Here is a 17,388-nt window from a genome sequence, read left to right on the forward strand (position 1 = left end):
AAGTTCAAGGACGCCAGCGACGCCATCGCCCGGGCCAATTCCAGCGAATACGGCCTGGGCGGCTCGATCTGGTCCAAGGACCTGGATGCGGCCTGGAACCTGGCGGCCACGATGGACACCGGCACGGTGTGGATCAACAAGCATGCCGACCTGGCCCCCAACATCCCGTTCGGCGGCGCCAAGCTGTCGGGCGTGGGCACGGAACTGGGCGAGGAAGGGCTGTCGGAATTCACCCAGCTGCACGTGATCAACATGGCTCGGGCCTAAGGTCTCCGCCTAGCGGCCCGCTTTGGCGGGCCGCGACCGCCGGGGTTGCGCGCCCTGCGACCGCGTTCTATGAGCGACCCTGGTCGGCAGTTCACCAAGGCGTCGCTGCCCCGCGAGGGGAGCTAAACCTGCCAAAGTCCCATTTGACCGACACTTGTCCCGTGCCGCGTCGTAAGCCAGCGACCATCGACAGTTCATTCTCGGCACGTCTCTCGAGGATAAGTGATGTCCAAAGTCGTATTCCCCTTGGTCGCCAAGGATGTGTCCGCCTTCGCCCGCGCCCTCGGCCGCGAGTTGGAGACCAGTGACGCCAAACCTGGTCATGTCCAACTCCTGAACATGCTGAGCCGCTCGGCGGGCTATCAGAACTTCCAGCACTTCCGCGCCCAGGCGCAGGCCCAGGGCCGCCTCGAGCGTGAGCCGGAGCCCACCGATCCGGTAGACCATGTCCTGGTCGAGCGGTTGGCCCGCACCTTCGACGAGGCTGGGCGACTGATGCGATGGCCCAGCAAGACCGGCCATCAGCACCTGTGTCTGTGGGCGCTGTGGGCGCGCATTCCAGCGGAGCAGGTGTTCGTGGAGCGCCAGATCAATGAGCTCCTGAAGGCTGCGCATCTGTTCGGCGATCACGCCCTGCTGCGCCGCGAACTGGTCAATTACCAGATGGTCGCCCGCACGCTGGACTGCCGGGACTATCGGCGGATCGAGCAGCGGCCGCCCGCCGAGGCGATCGCCCTGATCCGGCATCTGGAGCCGAGGCTGAAGATCTAGGGGCGGCCCGGTCGCGGGTCGGCCGTTGGTGGGGTGGCGCGCCCTGCAGGACTCGAACCTGCGACCGTCCGCTTAGAAGGCGGATGCTCTATCCAGCTGAGCTAAGGGCGCCCAGTGTCGGGGCGGCTAGTGCGTCCAGGGCTGCTTGCGGCCATAGGCGAAGTTGTCGGCATAGGCCTTGAGAATGCGCTTGGGGATCTTGGGCTCGGTCATCTGGAAGGCGATGCCGTGCTTCTGGGCGTAGGCGACGGCTTCCTCGCTGGTCTCGAAGGCCAGGCGGACCTGGCCGTCGGTGTCCGTGGTCTGGGTCCAGCCCATCAGCGGGTCGGAGGCTCTGGCCGTGGCCGGCGCGAATTCCAGCAGCCAGTCCTTGGTCTTGGCCTTGCCCGACTGCATGGCGTTCTTGGCCGGACGGTAGATGCGCGCGAGCATGTTCGTTCCTTCAAGTCCGTAGTTGGCAAGTCCGTCTTCGGCGCCTGCCGTCATCGTCGTGGTCGGGGCGAAAGGATTTGAACCTTCGACCCTCTGCTCCCAAAGCAGATGCGCTACCAGGCTGCGCTACGCCCCGAGGCACGCCGATTGGCCCTGCGATATAAGGCTTTGCGCCTAATCGCAATCGTCGCGGCGGCTTCAGCCGGGTTTGTGCATCAGCTTGAAGACCCCGGAGGCCCGAACCACGTCGTGGCCGCCCACATAGGCGCGGCCCTCGACGAAGGCGATGTCGCGGGTGGTGCGGGTGGCCTTGGCCTCGCCCATCACCCATTCCCCGACCCGCGCCATGTGCAGGAAGTCCACGGACAGGTGGATCGTGACCCCGGTCTTGCGGGCCGCGCGCCAGGACGCGGCGGCCAGCAGGCCATCCATGAAGGCGGTCAGCATGCCGCCATGGACCAGGCCCAGGCCGTTGGCGTGGCGCGGCAGGGCGAAGAAAGCCTGCTCGGTCATCTCGCCTGGGGTCTCGCGGTGGAAATAGGGGCCGTTGTGGGTGGAGAAGGAACCCCGGCCGCTGGAGCGGATGAAGCCCGCTGGCGGGGCGGGAATGATCTCGCCCGGGGCGTCGGCGTCCGTGGTCACTTCGAAGGCTCCTGGGGCGGCGTCAGCCCGATCTCATAGAGGTGCGGCCAGTTCTTGCCGGTGACGAACAGCCGGTCGTGCTCGCGGTCATAGGCGATGCCGTTGAGCACCGAGTCGGCGTCGAGGCTGAGCCTGGTCTCGGGCAGGCCGGTCAGGTCGATCCAGCCCGTCACCACCCCGGTCTTGGGATTGATCCGGGCGATCCGGTGGGTCAGCCAGATATTGGCCAGCACCTCGCCCTTCACCCATTCCAGTTCGTTGATCCGCGGCACGGGGCGGCCCTCGGCGGTGACCCTCACCCGGTGGGTCTCCTTGAAGGTCTTGGGGTCGAGGAAGCGCAGATAGGGCGTGCCGTCGCTCATGATCAGCGTCTTGCCGTCCTGGGTCAGGGCCCAGCCCTCGCCGGGATATTGGAAGACCGCCTTGCGGGCCAGGGTCTTCAGGTCCCAGCGGAAACCGAAGCCGTCCTGCCAGGTCAGGCTGATGATGTCGTCGCCCCAGTTGACGATGCCCTCGCCGAACAGGCCGGGCGGAATGGCCTGGGACTGCAGGACGGCGCCGTCCTTGAGGCGGACCTTGCGCAGGAAGGATTGGCCCTCCCGGCCCGTGCTTTCGAACAGCACCCCGTCCAGGTAGAAAAGACCCTCGGTATAGGCCTGGTCGTCATGGGGATAGGTCGCCTTGACCTGATAGCCATAGACCGGAACGGCGGCCTGGGCGGCGCACCCGCTGAGCAGGGCGGCGCCGACCACGGCCGACAGCCCCGCGCGGATCAGGCGCGACCAGGACAAACACAAGGGCGAAGACGACAAGCCATGCTCCCAGGCCAGGACAGACCTATCCTTTGAGCAAGCTTTGGGGCCGACGCAAGGCCGGGGTCAGAGGCTCAGCCGAACCCGTCGGACTCGATCTCGGCCACCACCAGACCCTTGGGGCCTTCGGCGAAGCGAACCATGACGTCGTCGCCGGGCTGCAGGTCCTCGATGCCCGCGCGGCGCAGGGTCTCGATATGGACGAAGATGTCGCCCGGCTCCCCGTCGCGGACCACGAAGCCATAGCCCTTGGCGCGGTTGAACCATTTCACCTTGGCGCGCTCCAGGGGGCCTCGGGCGGCTGGCGGGCGGCGCACGGGACGCGACTGGAAGCCGCCGGTCTCGCGGTCAAAGGCGCCGGTGCCGCCGTGGCGGTCATAGCTGTCGCGCTCTCGGCGAAATCCATGGGCCTCGTCATGTCGGCGGCGGTCGCCCGGCGGCGGGGCCGAGGTCTCATCCAGATTGACCACTTCGGACACCTGCCAGCCCTTGGGCCGGCGAACCACGTCACAGACAATCACGGAACCTTCCAGAGCGCTTTCGCGCCCGGCGTTTCTTAGCGATGTCACGTGAAGCAAGACGTCCTTGAGGTCCGTCTGACCTGGATCGTCGGGAACGATGAAACCGTAACCCTTACCGGCATCGAACCACTTGATGCGACCACTGATCCGCACTGCGTCGTCGTGCGAATCCACTCCCTCGTATTCGTAACCAGACATTTGCCCCTCTGGCCCGGTCTCCCCCGATCCTTTCGGACTTGGCCGACTATAACAGTGTTCTCGTATCAGGAGAGCCGTCAATGGGCGTTTTTCGCGTATCGGCACGCATAGGGTGCAAATTTCTAGCGGCGCGGGAACTTATGGCGCCTGCTGAAACGAATTTGAAACGGTGTGTTCATCAATGCCGTCGCCGCGAGCTCGGCGACGACCTGCCCAGGCGCCGGGGGCCGGGCGCCTGGGAGAGCTTCGCTGGTAGTCCCTAGGGGAGTCGAACCCCTCTCTCCAGGTTGAAAACCTGGCGTCCTAACCGATAGACGAAGGGACCACGTCGGCGAAGGAGGGGCTCTATATCCGCGTTCAGAGGGCTGCGCAAGCGGGCGATCAGGAGATTTGCCTGCGAAGGTCGGCGACGTCCTCGATCTCCAGTTCGACGCTCTGGCGCCCCTGCCAATCGTCCGGCTTCAGACGTCCGGCGATATGCAGTCCGCCGCCCTCCTGCAGCAGCCGCTTGCCGATCTCGGTGTCCTCGCAGCGCCAGGCCACGGCCTTCAACTTGCCGCCGGAGGCGTCGGTGAGGGTGACCCGAACATGGCCGCCCTTCAGCGCCATGGCCCGTTCCACGCGCACATCGGCGCAGGCGAACATCGGCTCGGGGTTTCCGGGTCCGAAGGGCGCCATCCGCTGGAAGCCGGCATAGAGGGCCCGGTCACAGGCCCCCGTGGTCACCAGGGCGTCGATCTCCAGGGCGTCAGTCTCTGCGGCGATACCGGCCTCCAGGGCCATGTGCTCGCACAGGAAGGCGCGCAGCTCCGGAATGACGTCCGGGCGCACTGACAGACCAGCAGCCATGGCGTGGCCGCCCCCGGCCAACAACAGGCCCGCCTCATAGGCCGCCTGCACCGCCCGGCCGAGATTGACCCCGGGCTGGGAGCGTCCTGAGCCCTTGCCGATATTGGCGGCCCGATCGACGCCGACCACCATGACCGGCTTGCGGTAGCGTTCGCGCAGGCGGCCGGCGACGATGCCGATGACGCCCGGATGCCAGCCGTCGGCGGCGACCAGGATCATCGGCGCCTCGGCCATGTTGCTCTCGCGCTCGATCACCCGGACGGCGGCTTCCAGCACCTCGCGCTCGACCTCCTTGCGGGATGAATTGAGCGCGTCGAGCTCGGCGGCCAGCGCCTCGGCCTCGACGGGATCATCGGTGGAAAGCAGGCGCGCGCCCAGGTCTGAGCGTCCGATCCGGCCGCCGGCGTTGATCCGCGGTCCCAGAATGAAGCCCGCGTGGAACACCGTCGCCGGCCCCTGGGACTTGGCGACATCCAGCAGGGCCTTGAGGCCCGGATTTCTCCAGTTGGACATCATCTTCAGGCCCTGGGTGGTCAGGGCGCGATTGAAGCCGACCAGCTCAGTGACGTCGCAGATGGCGCCCATGGCGGCCAGGTCCAGCCATTCGCGCAGGTCAGGCTCCTGACGGCCCTCGAACAGCCCCTGGCGGCGCGCCTCGCGGTTCAGGGCGGCCAGCAGCACGAAGGTCACCCCGGCGGCGGCGAGCATGCCCTGGCCCGAGGTGTCGTCAGGCCGGTTGGGGTTCACCAGGGCGGCGGCGGCCGGCAGCTCATCGCCGCGCATCAGGTGGTGATCGATCACCACGACCTCCAGCCCGACCTCGACGGCGGCGGCTATGGCCTCATAGGCGGCGGCCCCGCAGTCGACCGTGACCACCAGCTCGGCCCCCTCCTCCCGCAAGCGGCGGAAGGCGGCCGGCGACGGGCCATAGCCCTCGATGATCCGGTCGGGAACATAGATCGGCAGGTCCTTGCCCATGGCCCGCATCCAGCGCACCAGCTGGGCGGCGCTGGAGGCCCCGTCGACGTCATAGTCGGCGAACACCACCATCGGCCGGTCGCGCACCACGGCGTCGACCAAAATGGCCGCGGCGCGGTCCATGTCCGTGAAGCTGGAGGGGTCGGGGAACAGGGCCCGCAGGGTCGGATTGAGATAGGTCTCGCCCATCTCCGCCGTGACGCCCCGCGAGGCCAGGGCCCGGGCCAGGGGCTCGGAGAGGCCCAGCCCCATCTGGTGGCGACGAACCACCTCGGGATCGGCCGGGCGCGCTCGCCAGGGACGTCCGGTCAGGGACCGGGAGACGCCGAGAAACCCCGCTGCAGCCCCGCCATCCGCCATGGGGTCAGACCGGCCGCTTCATCCGCACTTCGCGCACCGTGCGGGTCGCCGAGTTCATGACCAGGGTGTGGGTGTGGACAAAACCGCCCTCCAGCCGCACCCCGTCCAGCAGGGCGCCGTTGGTCACCCCCGTGGCCGCGAAGATGGCGTCGGCGCGGACCATCTCATGCAGGTCGTATTTCTTGTCGAAGTCGGTAATGCCGACCCGGGCGGCGCGCGCCTTCTCGTCGTGGCTGCGGAACACCAGCCGCCCCTGGAACTGGCCGCCGACGCACTTCAGCGCCGCACAGGCCAGCACGCCCTCCGGCGCCCCGCCCTGCCCCATATAGAGGTCGACCCCCGTGGTCGGGTCGGCGGCGTTCATCACGCCGGCCACATCGCCGTCGGTGATCAGGTGGACCCGGGCGCCCACGGCGCGAACCTGGGCGATGATCTCGGCATGGCGGGGGCGGTCGAGGACGCAGACCGTGATCTCGGTGGCCTCCACGCCCTTGGCGTCGGCCAGGGCCTGGATGTTCTCGGCCGGGGATTTGTCGAGGTCGATGACGCCTTCCGGATAGCCCGGGCCGCAGGCGATCTTGTCCATATAGGTGTCGGGCGCGTTCAGCAGGCTGCCCTTGGGCGCCCAGGCCATGACGGTGAGCGCATTGGCCATGGCCTTGGCGGTCAGGGTCGTGCCCTCCAACGGATCCAGGGCGATGTCGATCTTGGGGCCTTTGCCCTTGCCGACCTTCTCGCCGATATAGAGCATGGGCGCCTCGTCGCGCTCGCCCTCGCCGATGACGATCTGGCCGTCGATATTCAGGTCGTTGAGCGCGGTGCGCATGGCGTCGACGGCGGCCTGGTCGGCGGCGATCTCGTCCCCGCGTCCGACCAGCTTCCAGGCGGCGATCGCGGCGATCTCCGTGACCCGGACTGCGTCCATCACCAGGCCGCGATCCAGAACTTCAGAACTCATCCGTGACTCTCCCGCCGTATCCCGGCTGAACCGGGAAGTATCTGCAGATTCTCAGATGCGCGCGATGCGCAAGAGCCGGGGTCTATCTAGGACCGAAGACAGATTCGCGATGCGGTCTATGGCCGCTGTCAGCACGGATTCCGCGACGGCATGGGTGGTCAGCACGATGGGAACACCTTCGGCGTTCTCGACCGGCTTTTGCAGGAAACTCTCGATCGACACCCCGGCCTCGGCCAGGGTCTCGGAGACGGCGGCGATCACGCCGGGCTCATCCTTGACCAGGAAGCGCAGATAGGCGCGGCCCATGGACTTGGAGGGATCGACCTTGGTGAAGGGTTTCAGGGTGTCGGCCGGGCGCTGGAACACCGGCCGGACGGCGCCGGTCATGACATCGGCGATGTCGGCGGCCACGGCGGCCGCGGTGGGACCGGAGCCCGCGCCGGGACCCTGGATGAAGATCCGGCCGATCCGCTCGCCTTCGATGAACAGGGCGTTGAGCGCCCCGCCGGCCTGGGCCAAGGGGTGGTTGATCGGGGCCAGCGAGGGATGCACCCGCACCAGCACGCCGTCGGGTGAGCGGTCTGCGGACGCCACCAGCTTCACGCGATAGCCGAGGTCGCGCGCCAGCTTGATGTCCATGAGATCGATCCCATCGATCCCCTCGATCTCGGCGGCGGCGAAATTGGGCGCGCAACCAAAGGCCAGGGCGGCCAGGATGGTGATCTTGTGAGCGGCGTCGAAGCCGCCGACGTCCATGGTCGGATCGGCTTCGGCATAGCCCAGGCGCTGGGCCTCGGCGAGGACGTCGGCGAAGGCCCGGCCGTGGGCCTCCATCTCGGTCAAGATGTAGTTGCAGGTGCCGTTGAGGATGCCTGCGACGCTCTTGATGTCGTCACCGACCAGGGCCTCGCGCATCATCTTGACGGCGGGGACGCCGCCCATGACCGCAGCTTCGAACAGCAGCGGCGCGCCATGGCCTTCGGCCAGGGCCGCGAGCTCGGCGCCATGCTCGGCGATCAGGGCCTTGTTGGCGGTGACCACGGGCTTGCCCAGCTTGAGCGCCGCCTCGACGGCGGCCTTGGCCGGGCCGTCGGAGCCGCCGATCAGCTCGACGAACAGGTCATTGTCCGGCGAAGAGGCCAGGGCCACCGGATCGTCGAACCAGGGCAGGTTCGAGATGTCGAAGGGCCGGGGCCTTGAGCGCGAGCGCGCCGAGACCCCGGTGATCTGGGTCACCCCGCCGGCCGGGGCGAAGTCCGGCCGATCCGACAGGAAGTTCAGCAGGCCGGTTCCGACCGTGCCCAGGCCGGCGACGCCGATGCGCCAGGTCTTGCTGCTCATTGCGCCGCCAGGGTGTTGTGGGCCCGTCCGAGGATGTCGTCGGCATTGGCCAGGAACTTCTTCACATTACGCGCCGCCTGGCGGATGCGGTGCTCGTTCTCGACCAGGCCGACCCGCACGAAGCCCTCGCCATATTCCCCGAAGCCGATGCCAGGGGCTACGGCTACGCCGGCCTCCTCGATCAGCAGCTTCGAGAACAGCATGGCGCCGGCCGCCTTGAACTGCTCAGGCACGGGCGCCCAGGCGAACATCGAGGCTGGCGGCGAGGGAATGTCCCAACCCGCCCGCTTCATGGATTCCACCAGGGTGTCGCGACGGCTCTTATAGGTGGCGCGGATCTCGTCGACGCAATCCTGGGGGCCGTTGAGCGCGGTGGCGGCGGCCACCTGGATCGGGGTGTAGGCGCCATAGTCCAGATAGGACTTCACCCGGGCCAGGGCCGAGCAGATGCGGGGATTGCCGACCACCATGCCGACCCGCCAGCCGGCCATGGCATAGGTTTTGGACAGGGAATTGACCTCGACGGCGATGTCCTTGGCGCCTTCGACCTGCAGGATCGAGGGCGGCGGGTTGTCGTCGAAATAGATCTCCGAATAGGCGATGTCGGAGATGACCAGCAGGTCGTGCTTCTTCGCGAGCGCCACGGCGTCCTTGTAGAAGTCCAGGTCCACGCATTGGGCGGTCGGATTGGACGGATAGGACAGGATCAGCACGCTGGGCGCCGGGCTGGACTGGCGCATGGCCGCGCTGACGCCGGACAGATAGGCCTCCGGCGAGGGGGCCGGCAGGTGCCGGATCACGCCGCCGGCCATGATGAAGCCGTAGGCGTGGATCGGATAGGCCGGGTTCGGGCAGAGAATCACGTCGCCAGGCGCGGTCAGAGCCTGGGCCAGGTTGGCGAAGCCTTCCTTGGACCCCAGGGTGGCGATCACCTCGGTGTCGGGGTTCAGCTTCACGCCGAAGCGGCGGTCATAATAGCCCGCCATGGCGCGACGCAGGCCGACAATGCCCTTGGAGGCCGAGTAGCGGCCCGCCTTGGGATCGCGGGCGGTCTCGATCAGCTTGTCGACGATGTGCTGCGGCGTCGGCATGTCGGGATTGCCCATGCCGAAATCGATGATGTCGACGCCCTTGGCGCGCAGCCCTGCCTTGAGGCGATTGACCTCTTCGAGGACGTAGGGCGGCAGGCGTTTGATACGGTGGAATTCGGGGGTCATTTAAAGCTCGTGCCGCAGGCTCGCGGCGGTGGGGAGCCGAAGTCGCGCATGGATAGCCCCCGTCCGGGGACGCGCCAAGCAGGTTCGAGGTGTTTTGTGCCTCCGCGGGCCCCTATTTCTTGGGCGGCGGAGGCGGTGTAGCTCGGGCCCGCGCCTGCTTGGCGAAGGCTTCGGTGTCGGCCGTGGTCGATTCGGCGCCGGCGGCCGGGCCGGCCTCGGCCTGGGCGCGCTGGGCGAAGGCGTCGGTGCCGGTCAGGGACCAGGTTCCGGGCGCGGTGGCGCGGGCCAGTTCAGCCCCCTGCCCTTCCAGTTCGGCGGCGGCCTTGCCCCAGGCCCGGTCAGGGCGGATGTCCGAGGGAACCGCCGGAATCCCGGCGAAGGTGGGGAAAGGACGGTTGTTGTGCGCCACGGCGGTGATCTCTGGCGCGGCGGCGGAGGCCTTGTCGAGGGGCTGGGGCGCAAAGGGATTGGCCGCGCAACCGGACAGGCTTGCGCCGACCAGCAGACAGCCCATCAGGCCGCTGGTGCGCAGGGCGTGTCCGCCGATCACGAAAAGTCGAAGCGATGCGTTCATTTCCGTCCCGGTCTTATGCCATGATCGGCTTTGACGAAAGAGCGCGAACGTCAAGCAGCGCGCCTCGCGGGAGAAGACGTCGATGAGCGAGCAACCGGTCGGCAAGTCGAAGCGCGGCGCCAAGGCGGGGAAGAGCAAGGCCAAGGGGTCCGGCAAGGCCGCCGCCAAGTCCGCCGTGAAGCCGGCCGTGGTCGAAACCCAGGCCGTCGCCAAGCCCAAGGCGAAGAAGATCGAGAAGCCGGTCGCCGTCGCCGCGCCGCCGCCCAAGGCCGCGAAGCCGAAGGCCGCGCCCAGGCCCAAGCCTGCGCCCTCGCTGGCGCCGGAGGCCGCCGCGAAGCCCGCGGCGGCGCCGCAACCCCAAGTCCAGCCAGACCCGAGACCCGGCGCGCCAGGTTTCGATCCCAAGACCCTGACCGCCGAACAGCGCGATGCGCTGGAGAAGCTGTCGGCCAATCTGGCCCGGGCCGCGCTCACCGCCCAGGGCGCCATAGCCGAGGCGGCCCTGCGCCAGGCTGACCGTCCCGCCGCCCTGTCGCCGGACCCGATGCACGTCGCACCGGCCCTGACCGATGTCATGGGCCGCATCGCCGCGCAGCCGGATCGGATGGTCCGGGCCCAGGCCGATCTGTTCCAACGCTATATGGAGCTGTGGCAGTCGGCCGCGCGCCGCGCATCCGGCGAGCCCAGCGAACCGGTCGTGTCGCCGGCCAAGGGCGACAAGCGATTCGCCGATCCTGACTGGTCGGACAATCCGGTCTTCGACGTGATCAAGCAGTCCTATCTGGTCACCTCGAACTGGCTGAACGCCCTGGTTTCCGATGTTCCGGGCGTCGAGCCGATGAACAAGCGCCGGGTCGAGTTCTTCATGAAGATGCTCACCGACGCCTTCTCGCCGTCGAACTTCCTGGTCTCCAACCCCGCCGCCCTGCGCGAGGCCATGGCGACCCACGGCGAGTCGCTGCTGCGCGGCATGGAGAACTTCGCCGAGGACCTTGAGCGTGGCGGCGGTCAGCTGGCGATCAGCCAGACCGACTATGAGATGTTCAAGATCGGCGAAAACGTCGCCACGGCGCCGGGCAAGGTGGTCTTCCAGAACGAGGTGCTGCAACTCCTGCAGTTCACGCCCACGACCGAGCAGGTCTACGAGATCCCGCTGGTGATCTTCCCGCCCTGGATCAACAAGTTCTACATCCTCGACCTGCGCCCCGAGAATTCGATGATCCGCTGGCTGACCGCCCAGGGGGTCACCGTGTTCGTCGCCTCCTGGGTCAATCCGGACCAGTCGCTGGCGACCAAGACCTTCGAAGACTACATGCAGGAGGGTATCTATGAGGCCACGGCGGCGGCCATGAAGCAGGCTGGCGTGGATCGGGTGAACACGGTCGGCTACTGCATCGGCGGCACCCTGCTTTCGGCCACCCTGTCCCACATGCAGGCGCGGGGCGACACGCGGATCAATTCGGCCACCTTCTTCGCCGCCCAGCAGGACTTCGCCGAGGCCGGCGACCTGCTGTTGTTCACCAACGAGGATTGGCTGAACGACCTGGAACAGCGGATGGACGCCGGCGGCGGGGTTCTGTCGGGCCAATCCATGGCCGACACCTTCAATGCACTTCGCTCCAACGACCTGATCTGGTCGTTCTTCGTGAACAACTATTTGATGGGCAAGGAGCCCAAGCCCTTCGACCTGCTGTTCTGGAACTCCGACCAGACCCGCATGCCCAAGACCCTGCACATGTTCTATCTGCGCAAGTTCTATGGCGAGAACGCCATGGCCAAGGGCGAACTGGTGCTGGACAATGTCCGCATCGACCTCAGCCAGGTGAAGACGCCGGTCTATGTGCAATCCTCGAAGGAGGACCACATCGCCCCGGCGCGGTCGGTCTATCGCGGGGCCAAGCTGTTCGGCGGGCCGGTGACCTTCACTCTGGCCGGTTCGGGCCACATCGCCGGGGTGATCAATGCTCCGGTCGCCCAGAAGTACCAGCACTGGACCAATTCCGACCTGCCGGCGACGGTCGAGGAGTGGATGGCCGACGCCAAGGAGGCGCCCGGGTCATGGTGGCCGCACTGGAAGACCTGGCTGGCTGAACGTTCGGGCAAGATGGTTCCGGCCCGCGATCCCGCCAAGGGGCCGCTGAAGCCGCTCGAGGACGCGCCCGGCAGCTATGTGAAGGTGAAATCCTAGGCCGGGGGCCTGGGCAACATCCTCAGGCGGATCAGGACGGCCAACGCCCCGATCGGCAGCGAGAACCGCAGGAACCAGGGGGCCAGGGGAGACAATCCCTTGGTCGCCCCAAAGCCCAGCAGATTGACCGCGACGGGCACGAAGCCGACCTGACCGGTCGTCCAGTTCATCCAGACCGAGCCCAGGCCGACGAAGGCGCCCAGCGCCCACCACCACTTGCCCTTCAAGCCGCGGCTGCGGGCGGCGCCGACGGCGGCGACCAGCATCAGCACCGGCGACAGGGCCACGGCCAGCAGGAAGCCCAGGTGACCCAGCCCCTTGCCAGGCGCGAGGAAGGCGTTGGCCTTGACCACATCGGAGGCGATCGGGTTCACCACGACCGCGTCGACCCTGTAGAGCTTGACGGTCTTGAACGGGTCCTTGCCGGCCAGCTTGAGGCCACGGTCATAGATGGTTTTCTCGCCGGTGCGCTCCACGGTCAGGTCAACCGCCAGGCTGCGGCCGGAGAACCCATAGATGTAGTTGAGCGTGGTCTGTTCGGGCGCCGCCTTGGCCCAGGGCAGGGTCCGGGTGCGGCTGGAGCTGATCAGCTTGATGCTCCACGGCGGATCGGACGGGAACAGGGCGCGGGTCTGTTCCAGGCGGTCATGATGGCCCGGATCGGCGACGACAGCCGGGGCGAGCGCGGGCTCGAGCACCGACCAGTCGTCACGCTGGATGGCGTCGATGAACCGGCGGCCCATGCGATCGGCGTCCGGCTCGGCGGTCAGGCGTTCGCAACCCGCCAGGATCAGGGCCATTCCAGCCAGAATCGCCGCCTTCGCCAATCTCACCTTCGCCGTCTCCGCCCCAATTCGGCGCGACCCTAGAGGCGCGGGCCCGATGCGGCAATCGACCGTGCGCGGATCAGGCCGGAAGGTCCGGGATGGCCTGCCAGCCGCAGACGATCCGTCGGGTCTTCCGTTCAAACTCGATCCAGCAACCGCCGCCGGGATGCGCGGGCTGGTCTTCGCGGCCGATCTCGACAGCCTGCAGGTGAGCCGTGAGCAGTCGGCCGACCCCGCCGTGCGACACCACCACGATGTCGCCCATCGTCGACTCGGCGCCGATCAGATGGTCGATGGCGTCGACTATGCGAGCCTGGGCCGCCCGCGCCGTCTCCCAGCCCCGGATGCTCTCATCCGGCCGGCTGAAGAACGCCTCAACGATCTCCCAAAACTCCGGCGGGGCGACATAGCCGGTCGACGACCGCCCGTTCTCGCCGAGGTGAGGATCGATCCGGTGGGGGATGTTCAGACGCGCGGACAGGATCTCGGCGCCATCCAACGCCTTGCGCTCGTCGCTCGACCAGACCGCCGTTACGGGTCGCCGCGCCATCGCCTCGCCAAACCAGTCCATCCGCCGCCGACCTGTCGCCGACAGCGGCCACTCCGGAACCGGAACCGCGGGGTCGATGACCACCTCGGGGTGCGTCAGGAAGATCACATGGGGCACGATCCCAGGCTGGATCAGGCGGGCACGAACTTCAAGGCGACGCCGTTGTTGCAATAACGCAGGCCGGTCGGCGCCGGGCCGTCGTTGAACACGTGGCCCTGGTGGCTCAGGCACTGGGCGCAATGATATTCGGTGCGCCGCATGCCCAGGGTGGAATCGGTTTTGGTGTCGATGGCGCCGGGTATGGCGCGGAAGAAGCTCGGCCAGCCGGTGCCGCTGTCATACTTCGTGTCGGACTTGAACAGCGGCAGGGCGCAGCCCAGGCAGACGAAGGCGCCCTTGCGGTGCTCGCCCAGCAGAGGGCTGGCGCCGGGGCGCTCCGTCCCCTCCTCCCGCATGACCGCGTAGCTCATGGGCGGCAGCCGCTTGCGCCACTCGTCTGGGGTCACTTTGCGCCAGGTCGAATTGGCATAGGCGTCTGCGGCCAGGGCGAGCCCCGGGACAGCGGCGGCCAGGGCGAAGGCGGACGAGATCAGATGGCGGCGGCTGAGGCCGGGAGGATGAGTGCGCATGTTGTGATGTACGGTCCGATCCGCGGAAAGGTTACATCCTGCGCCGACATTTTCAGGGCCGCCAGACGTAGAGCACGTCCGGCTCCTTCTCCATATTTGTGGAGCCGTCGGTCTCGATCTCCATGACGAAGCCGCGTTTCTCGTAGAAGGCCCGTGCGCGGGTGTTCTTCTGGAAGGTCCAGAGCCTGCGCTCCGCGCCGTTTTCCATGGCCTTGTCCAGCAAGGCCGGCCCCAGGCCCCGGCCCTGGTGGTCGGGATGAATGAACAGATGCTCCACCCAACCCGGCTTGAAAGCGACATAGCCGCAGATCACCCCGCCCTCCTCCCAGACCCAGGTCTCGGTCTCGACCATCAGGTGGTCACGAAACCAGGCCAGGTCCTGCTCGGGGGTATGGAGGTCGGGTAGAAAGGTCAGCGACGTGCGCACCGTGAGCCGGTGCAGGCGCGCGATCTCGCCGGCTTGCGACAGGTCAGCGCGCCTCAGGCTCACAGGCCTGTCGCCTCGGGCAGGCCCAGCATGATGTTGAGGTTCTGCACCGCCGCGCCGGACGCCCCCTTGCCCAGGTTGTCCAGCTGGGCGACCAGGCGGGCCTGGCCGCGATCGTCATTGCCGAACACATAGAGCTTCATGCGGTTGGTGCCGTTCAGCGCCTGGGGATCCAGGTCGGCGACATAGCCGGCGGCCCCTGCCCTGGCCTTCTGCAGCGCGACGCACTCCTCGGCGCTGGCGACGGTGACGAAGGCCTCGCCCCGATAGGTGTCGGCCAGGGCCTCGCGCAGGTCGGCTGACTTCGGCTTGCCCGGCAGGGCCCAGAGCGGCAGGGGGACCTCGACGATCATTCCCTGGGCGAAGCGCCCGACCGAGGGCGAGAACAGCGGCGGATGGTCGAAGCCGCCAAACACCCTCATCTCCGGCAGGTGCTTGTGCTGCAGGTTCACCCCATAGGGGCGATAGGCGTCGTCAGTGCCGGCGGGCGCGGCTTGACCTTCGAATTCCTCGATCAGCCCCTTGCCGCCGCCGGAATAGCCGGAGACGCCGTGGACTGTGATCGGCCAGTCTGCAGGGACCAGGTCTTCCTCGGTCAGGGGCCGCATAAGGGCGGTGAAGCCGGTGGCCCAGCAGCCGGGATTGCTGACCAGCCGCGCTTTGCGGATGGCCGCCCGCTGGTCGCGGTCCATCTCGGCGAAGCCATAGGCCCAGCCCGCCGCCGTACGGTGCGCGGAAGAGGCGTCGATAACCTTGACCGTGTTCGAGGTGATCAGGCCGACCGCCTCCTTGGCCGCATCGTCGGGCAGGCACAGGATCACCGCGTCGGCGCCGTTCAGCAGCTCGGCGCGGGCGGCGGCGTCCTTGCGCCGGGCCGGATCGATGGAGACGATCTTCAGGTCCGACCGACCCTCCAGGCGCTGGCGGATCTGCAGGCCCGTGGTGCCGGCCTCGCCGTCGATGAAAACGCTGTGGGTCATGGTGCGGATCCCGGAACGAAAAGCAGATGCCAGATAGCAGAAAGGGCGCCTCGGTTTCCCGAAGCGCCCCGTCCAAACGCGAGTTGTCGCGCGCGGTTTAGCGCTTCGAGAACTGGAAGCTGCGTCGAGCCTTCGCCTTGCCGTACTTCTTCCGCTCGACCACGCGGCTGTCGCGGGTCAGGAAGCCGTGCGGCTTCAGCACCGGGCGCAGGCCCGGCTCATAATAGGTCAGGGCCTTGGACAGGCCGTGACGGATCGCGCCGGCCTGGCCGGACAGGCCGGAGCCCTCGACCGAGACGGTGACGTCGAACTGACCCAGGCGGTCGGTGACCTCCAGGGGCTGGGCGATCATCATGCGCAGCACGGGGCGGGCGAAATAGACTTCCTGGTCGCGACCATTGATCGTGATCTTGCCCTTGCCGGGCTTGATCCAGACCTTGGCGATCGCGTTCTTGCGCTTGCCGGTCGCATAGGCGCGGCCTTGGGCGTCGATCTTGGGTTCGCGCGACGCCGCATCGGGTTGCGGGTTCGACGAGAGGCTTTGCAGGGCCTCGAAGCCTTGAGATTCGGACATCTGGCTTACTTGCTCCGCACGTTCTTGGTGTTCAGGGCCGAGAAGGCGATGCTCTCGGGGCTCTGGGCCTCATGCGGATGCTCGGCGCTGTTATAGATGCGCAGGTGCGTCAGCTGCTTGCGGGCCAGCGGGCTTTCCTTCGGCAGCATGCGTTCCACGGCCTTTTCCAGCACGCGTTCCGGATACTTGCCGTCCAGGATCTTCCCGGCGGTGCGTTCCTTGACGCCGCCCGGGTGACCGGTGTGCCAGTAATAGATCTTGTCGGTCAGCTTCTTGCCGGTGAACTTCACCTTGTGCGCGTTGACGACGACGACGAAGTCGCCGCAATCGACGTTCGGGGTGTAGTCAGGGCGGTGCTTGCCGCGAAGGCGCATGGCGATGAACGAGGCGAGACGGCCGACAACGGCGTTCTCAGCGTCGATCACGATCCACTTCTTCTCGACGTCGGCGGGCTTCAGGGAAGCCGTCGTCTTCTGCATGGGAACGGGTCCGTAGGTTGTATTCACGGGAGGTCCCCGTGATCAGAGGCGCGGCGGATACGACACCACAAAGCGGGTGTCAATCGACAGATGCGCGGAAATCTCGCAAACCCTTACACCGCAACGATTTCCGGTGATAGGTAATATGATACCGCGTCGCGTCAGAGCCGGCGGACGCGCCAGGTGAAGGTGGCGGCGAGCGCCAGGACCAGGGCGGCCATCACCTGGTGCGCCATGCCGAGCGCGATCGGCACGTGGGTCATGAGGGTGGCCACGCCCAGACAGGCCTGAAGCCCCACCGCGCCGGCCACCAGGACCGCGAGGGTCTTGGCCTCTGGCGCCAGTTCGCGGGCGCGGCGGGCGGCCACGGCCACGAAGATCGCCACGCCCAGCAGCAGATAGGCGGTCAGGCGATGATGCAGTTGAACCGCAGCCTGGCTGTGGGCCAGGGTCGCCCAGAGGCTCGTCCCGGCATAGTCCTTGGGGAACAGCGCCCCGTTCATCATCGGCCAGTCGTTATAGACCAGCCCGGCGTCATTGCCGGCCACCAGGGCGCCAAGCAGGATCTGGAGGAAAATCAATCCCATCAGGCCGAAGGCATAGCTGATCCAGGGGGTCTGGGCCTTGACCCGCGGCGCGCCGGCCCAGGCGTCCAGCGCCGTCCAGACCAGGGCCGCCAGCAGGATGAAGGCCAGGCCGAGATGGGTCGCCAAGCGTTCCGGCGCGACGGAGACGCGGCCGGCAAGGCCACTGG

Annotated in this window: 20 protein-coding genes and 3 tRNA genes; 3 read left to right on the forward strand and 20 right to left on the reverse strand. The window is 67.4% G+C overall.

Features of this window, described 5'->3' with window-relative positions:
- A partial coding sequence (locus Q7P21_RS11905) for an aldehyde dehydrogenase family protein (protein WP_304177239.1) occupies window positions 1–267 on the forward strand: 267 nt, incomplete at its 5' end.
- A 225-nt stretch (window positions 268–492) separates the two neighbouring features.
- On the forward strand, window positions 493–1,038 hold the full coding sequence (locus tag Q7P21_RS11910) for a DUF2087 domain-containing protein (protein ID WP_304177240.1): 546 nt from the start codon (window positions 493–495) through the stop codon (window positions 1,036–1,038).
- A 34-nt stretch (window positions 1,039–1,072) separates the two neighbouring features.
- Here the strand turns inward: Q7P21_RS11910 and Q7P21_RS11915 are convergent.
- The 12 genes from Q7P21_RS11915 to Q7P21_RS11970 all read right to left on the reverse strand — a co-directional run bounded on the left by Q7P21_RS11915 (window position 1,073) and on the right by Q7P21_RS11970 (window position 9,920).
- Window positions 1,073–1,149 (reverse strand) — tRNA-Arg (locus Q7P21_RS11915).
- 15 nt (window positions 1,150–1,164) lie between these two features.
- Window positions 1,165–1,470, reverse strand: coding sequence for an ETC complex I subunit (locus Q7P21_RS11920; protein WP_304164669.1), 306 nt, complete (start codon window positions 1,468–1,470; stop codon window positions 1,165–1,167).
- 59 nt (window positions 1,471–1,529) lie between these two features.
- Window positions 1,530–1,606: transfer RNA gene (locus Q7P21_RS11925), tRNA-Pro, on the reverse strand.
- A 62-nt stretch (window positions 1,607–1,668) separates the two neighbouring features.
- Complete coding sequence (locus Q7P21_RS11930) at window positions 1,669–2,112, reverse strand: PaaI family thioesterase (protein ID WP_304164667.1); 444 nt, start codon at window positions 2,110–2,112, stop codon at window positions 1,669–1,671.
- Window positions 2,109–2,924, reverse strand: coding sequence for a glutaminyl-peptide cyclotransferase (locus Q7P21_RS11935; RefSeq protein ID WP_304177241.1), 816 nt, complete (start codon window positions 2,922–2,924; stop codon window positions 2,109–2,111). The genes Q7P21_RS11930 and Q7P21_RS11935 overlap by 4 nt, the downstream gene beginning before the upstream one ends.
- A 74-nt stretch (window positions 2,925–2,998) precedes the next feature.
- Window positions 2,999–3,643: a cold-shock protein gene (locus tag Q7P21_RS11940; RefSeq protein ID WP_304164663.1), complete on the reverse strand. Its 645-nt coding sequence runs from the start codon at window positions 3,641–3,643 to the stop codon at window positions 2,999–3,001.
- Window positions 3,644–3,893: 250 nt separating this feature from the next.
- Window positions 3,894–3,968 (reverse strand) — tRNA-Glu (locus tag Q7P21_RS11945).
- Window positions 3,969–4,024: 56 nt separating this feature from the next.
- Complete coding sequence (gene recJ / locus Q7P21_RS11950) at window positions 4,025–5,830, reverse strand: single-stranded-DNA-specific exonuclease RecJ (RefSeq protein ID WP_304164660.1); 1,806 nt, start codon at window positions 5,828–5,830, stop codon at window positions 4,025–4,027.
- A 4-nt stretch (window positions 5,831–5,834) separates the two neighbouring features.
- Complete coding sequence (gene glpX / locus Q7P21_RS11955; RefSeq protein ID WP_304164658.1) at window positions 5,835–6,788, reverse strand: class II fructose-bisphosphatase; 954 nt, start codon at window positions 6,786–6,788, stop codon at window positions 5,835–5,837.
- 51 nt (window positions 6,789–6,839) lie between these two features.
- A complete protein-coding gene (locus Q7P21_RS11960; RefSeq protein WP_304164656.1) occupies window positions 6,840–8,129 on the reverse strand; it encodes a homoserine dehydrogenase in 1,290 nt (429 codons plus the stop codon).
- Window positions 8,126–9,346: an LL-diaminopimelate aminotransferase gene (locus Q7P21_RS11965; RefSeq protein ID WP_304164653.1), complete on the reverse strand. Its 1,221-nt coding sequence runs from the start codon at window positions 9,344–9,346 to the stop codon at window positions 8,126–8,128. The genes Q7P21_RS11960 and Q7P21_RS11965 overlap by 4 nt, the downstream gene beginning before the upstream one ends.
- A gap of 112 nt (window positions 9,347–9,458) precedes the next feature.
- On the reverse strand, window positions 9,459–9,920 hold the full coding sequence (locus Q7P21_RS11970; protein ID WP_304164651.1) for a hypothetical protein: 462 nt from the start codon (window positions 9,918–9,920) through the stop codon (window positions 9,459–9,461).
- Between the two features lie 82 nt (window positions 9,921–10,002).
- Here Q7P21_RS11970 and phaC point away from each other — a divergent pair, with 82 nt between their 5' ends.
- Entirely contained in the window at window positions 10,003–12,108 is a 2,106-nt protein-coding gene (gene phaC / locus Q7P21_RS11975; RefSeq protein ID WP_304164649.1) for a class I poly(R)-hydroxyalkanoic acid synthase, read from the forward strand.
- On the opposite strand, the gene Q7P21_RS11980 is transcribed toward phaC, so the two are convergent.
- The 8 genes from Q7P21_RS11980 to Q7P21_RS12015 form a co-directional block, all read right to left on the reverse strand.
- The gene (locus Q7P21_RS11980; RefSeq protein ID WP_304177242.1) at window positions 12,105–12,941 is read right to left on the reverse strand and encodes a hypothetical protein; all 837 of its coding nucleotides are present in this window, start codon (window positions 12,939–12,941) and stop codon (window positions 12,105–12,107) included. The genes phaC and Q7P21_RS11980 overlap by 4 nt on opposite strands.
- A 73-nt stretch (window positions 12,942–13,014) precedes the next feature.
- Complete coding sequence (locus Q7P21_RS11985) at window positions 13,015–13,593, reverse strand: histidine phosphatase family protein (RefSeq protein ID WP_304164644.1); 579 nt, start codon at window positions 13,591–13,593, stop codon at window positions 13,015–13,017.
- 23 nt (window positions 13,594–13,616) lie between these two features.
- A complete protein-coding gene (msrB, locus tag Q7P21_RS11990; protein WP_304177244.1) occupies window positions 13,617–14,114 on the reverse strand; it encodes a peptide-methionine (R)-S-oxide reductase MsrB in 498 nt (165 codons plus the stop codon).
- Between the two features lie 52 nt (window positions 14,115–14,166).
- Complete coding sequence (locus Q7P21_RS11995; RefSeq protein WP_304177245.1) at window positions 14,167–14,604, reverse strand: GNAT family N-acetyltransferase; 438 nt, start codon at window positions 14,602–14,604, stop codon at window positions 14,167–14,169.
- Complete coding sequence (gene argC, locus Q7P21_RS12000) at window positions 14,601–15,581, reverse strand: N-acetyl-gamma-glutamyl-phosphate reductase (protein ID WP_304164638.1); 981 nt, start codon at window positions 15,579–15,581, stop codon at window positions 14,601–14,603. Before argC ends, Q7P21_RS11995 begins: the two co-directional genes overlap by 4 nt.
- Before the next feature lie 97 nt (window positions 15,582–15,678).
- Window positions 15,679–16,155, reverse strand: coding sequence for a 30S ribosomal protein S9 (gene rpsI / locus Q7P21_RS12005; RefSeq protein WP_304164635.1), 477 nt, complete (start codon window positions 16,153–16,155; stop codon window positions 15,679–15,681).
- 5 nt (window positions 16,156–16,160) lie between these two features.
- Window positions 16,161–16,634 (reverse strand): 50S ribosomal protein L13, encoded by a 474-nt coding sequence (gene rplM, locus Q7P21_RS12010; RefSeq protein ID WP_304164632.1) that lies wholly within the window; start codon window positions 16,632–16,634, stop codon window positions 16,161–16,163.
- 161 nt (window positions 16,635–16,795) lie between these two features.
- On the reverse strand, window positions 16,796–17,388 hold a 593-nt coding region (locus Q7P21_RS12015; protein ID WP_304177247.1), incomplete at its 5' end, for a COX15/CtaA family protein.

This window comes from Phenylobacterium aquaticum (assembly GCF_947378715.1).
In the GTDB taxonomy this organism is placed as follows: Bacteria; Pseudomonadota; Alphaproteobacteria; order Caulobacterales; family Caulobacteraceae; genus Phenylobacterium; species Phenylobacterium aquaticum_A.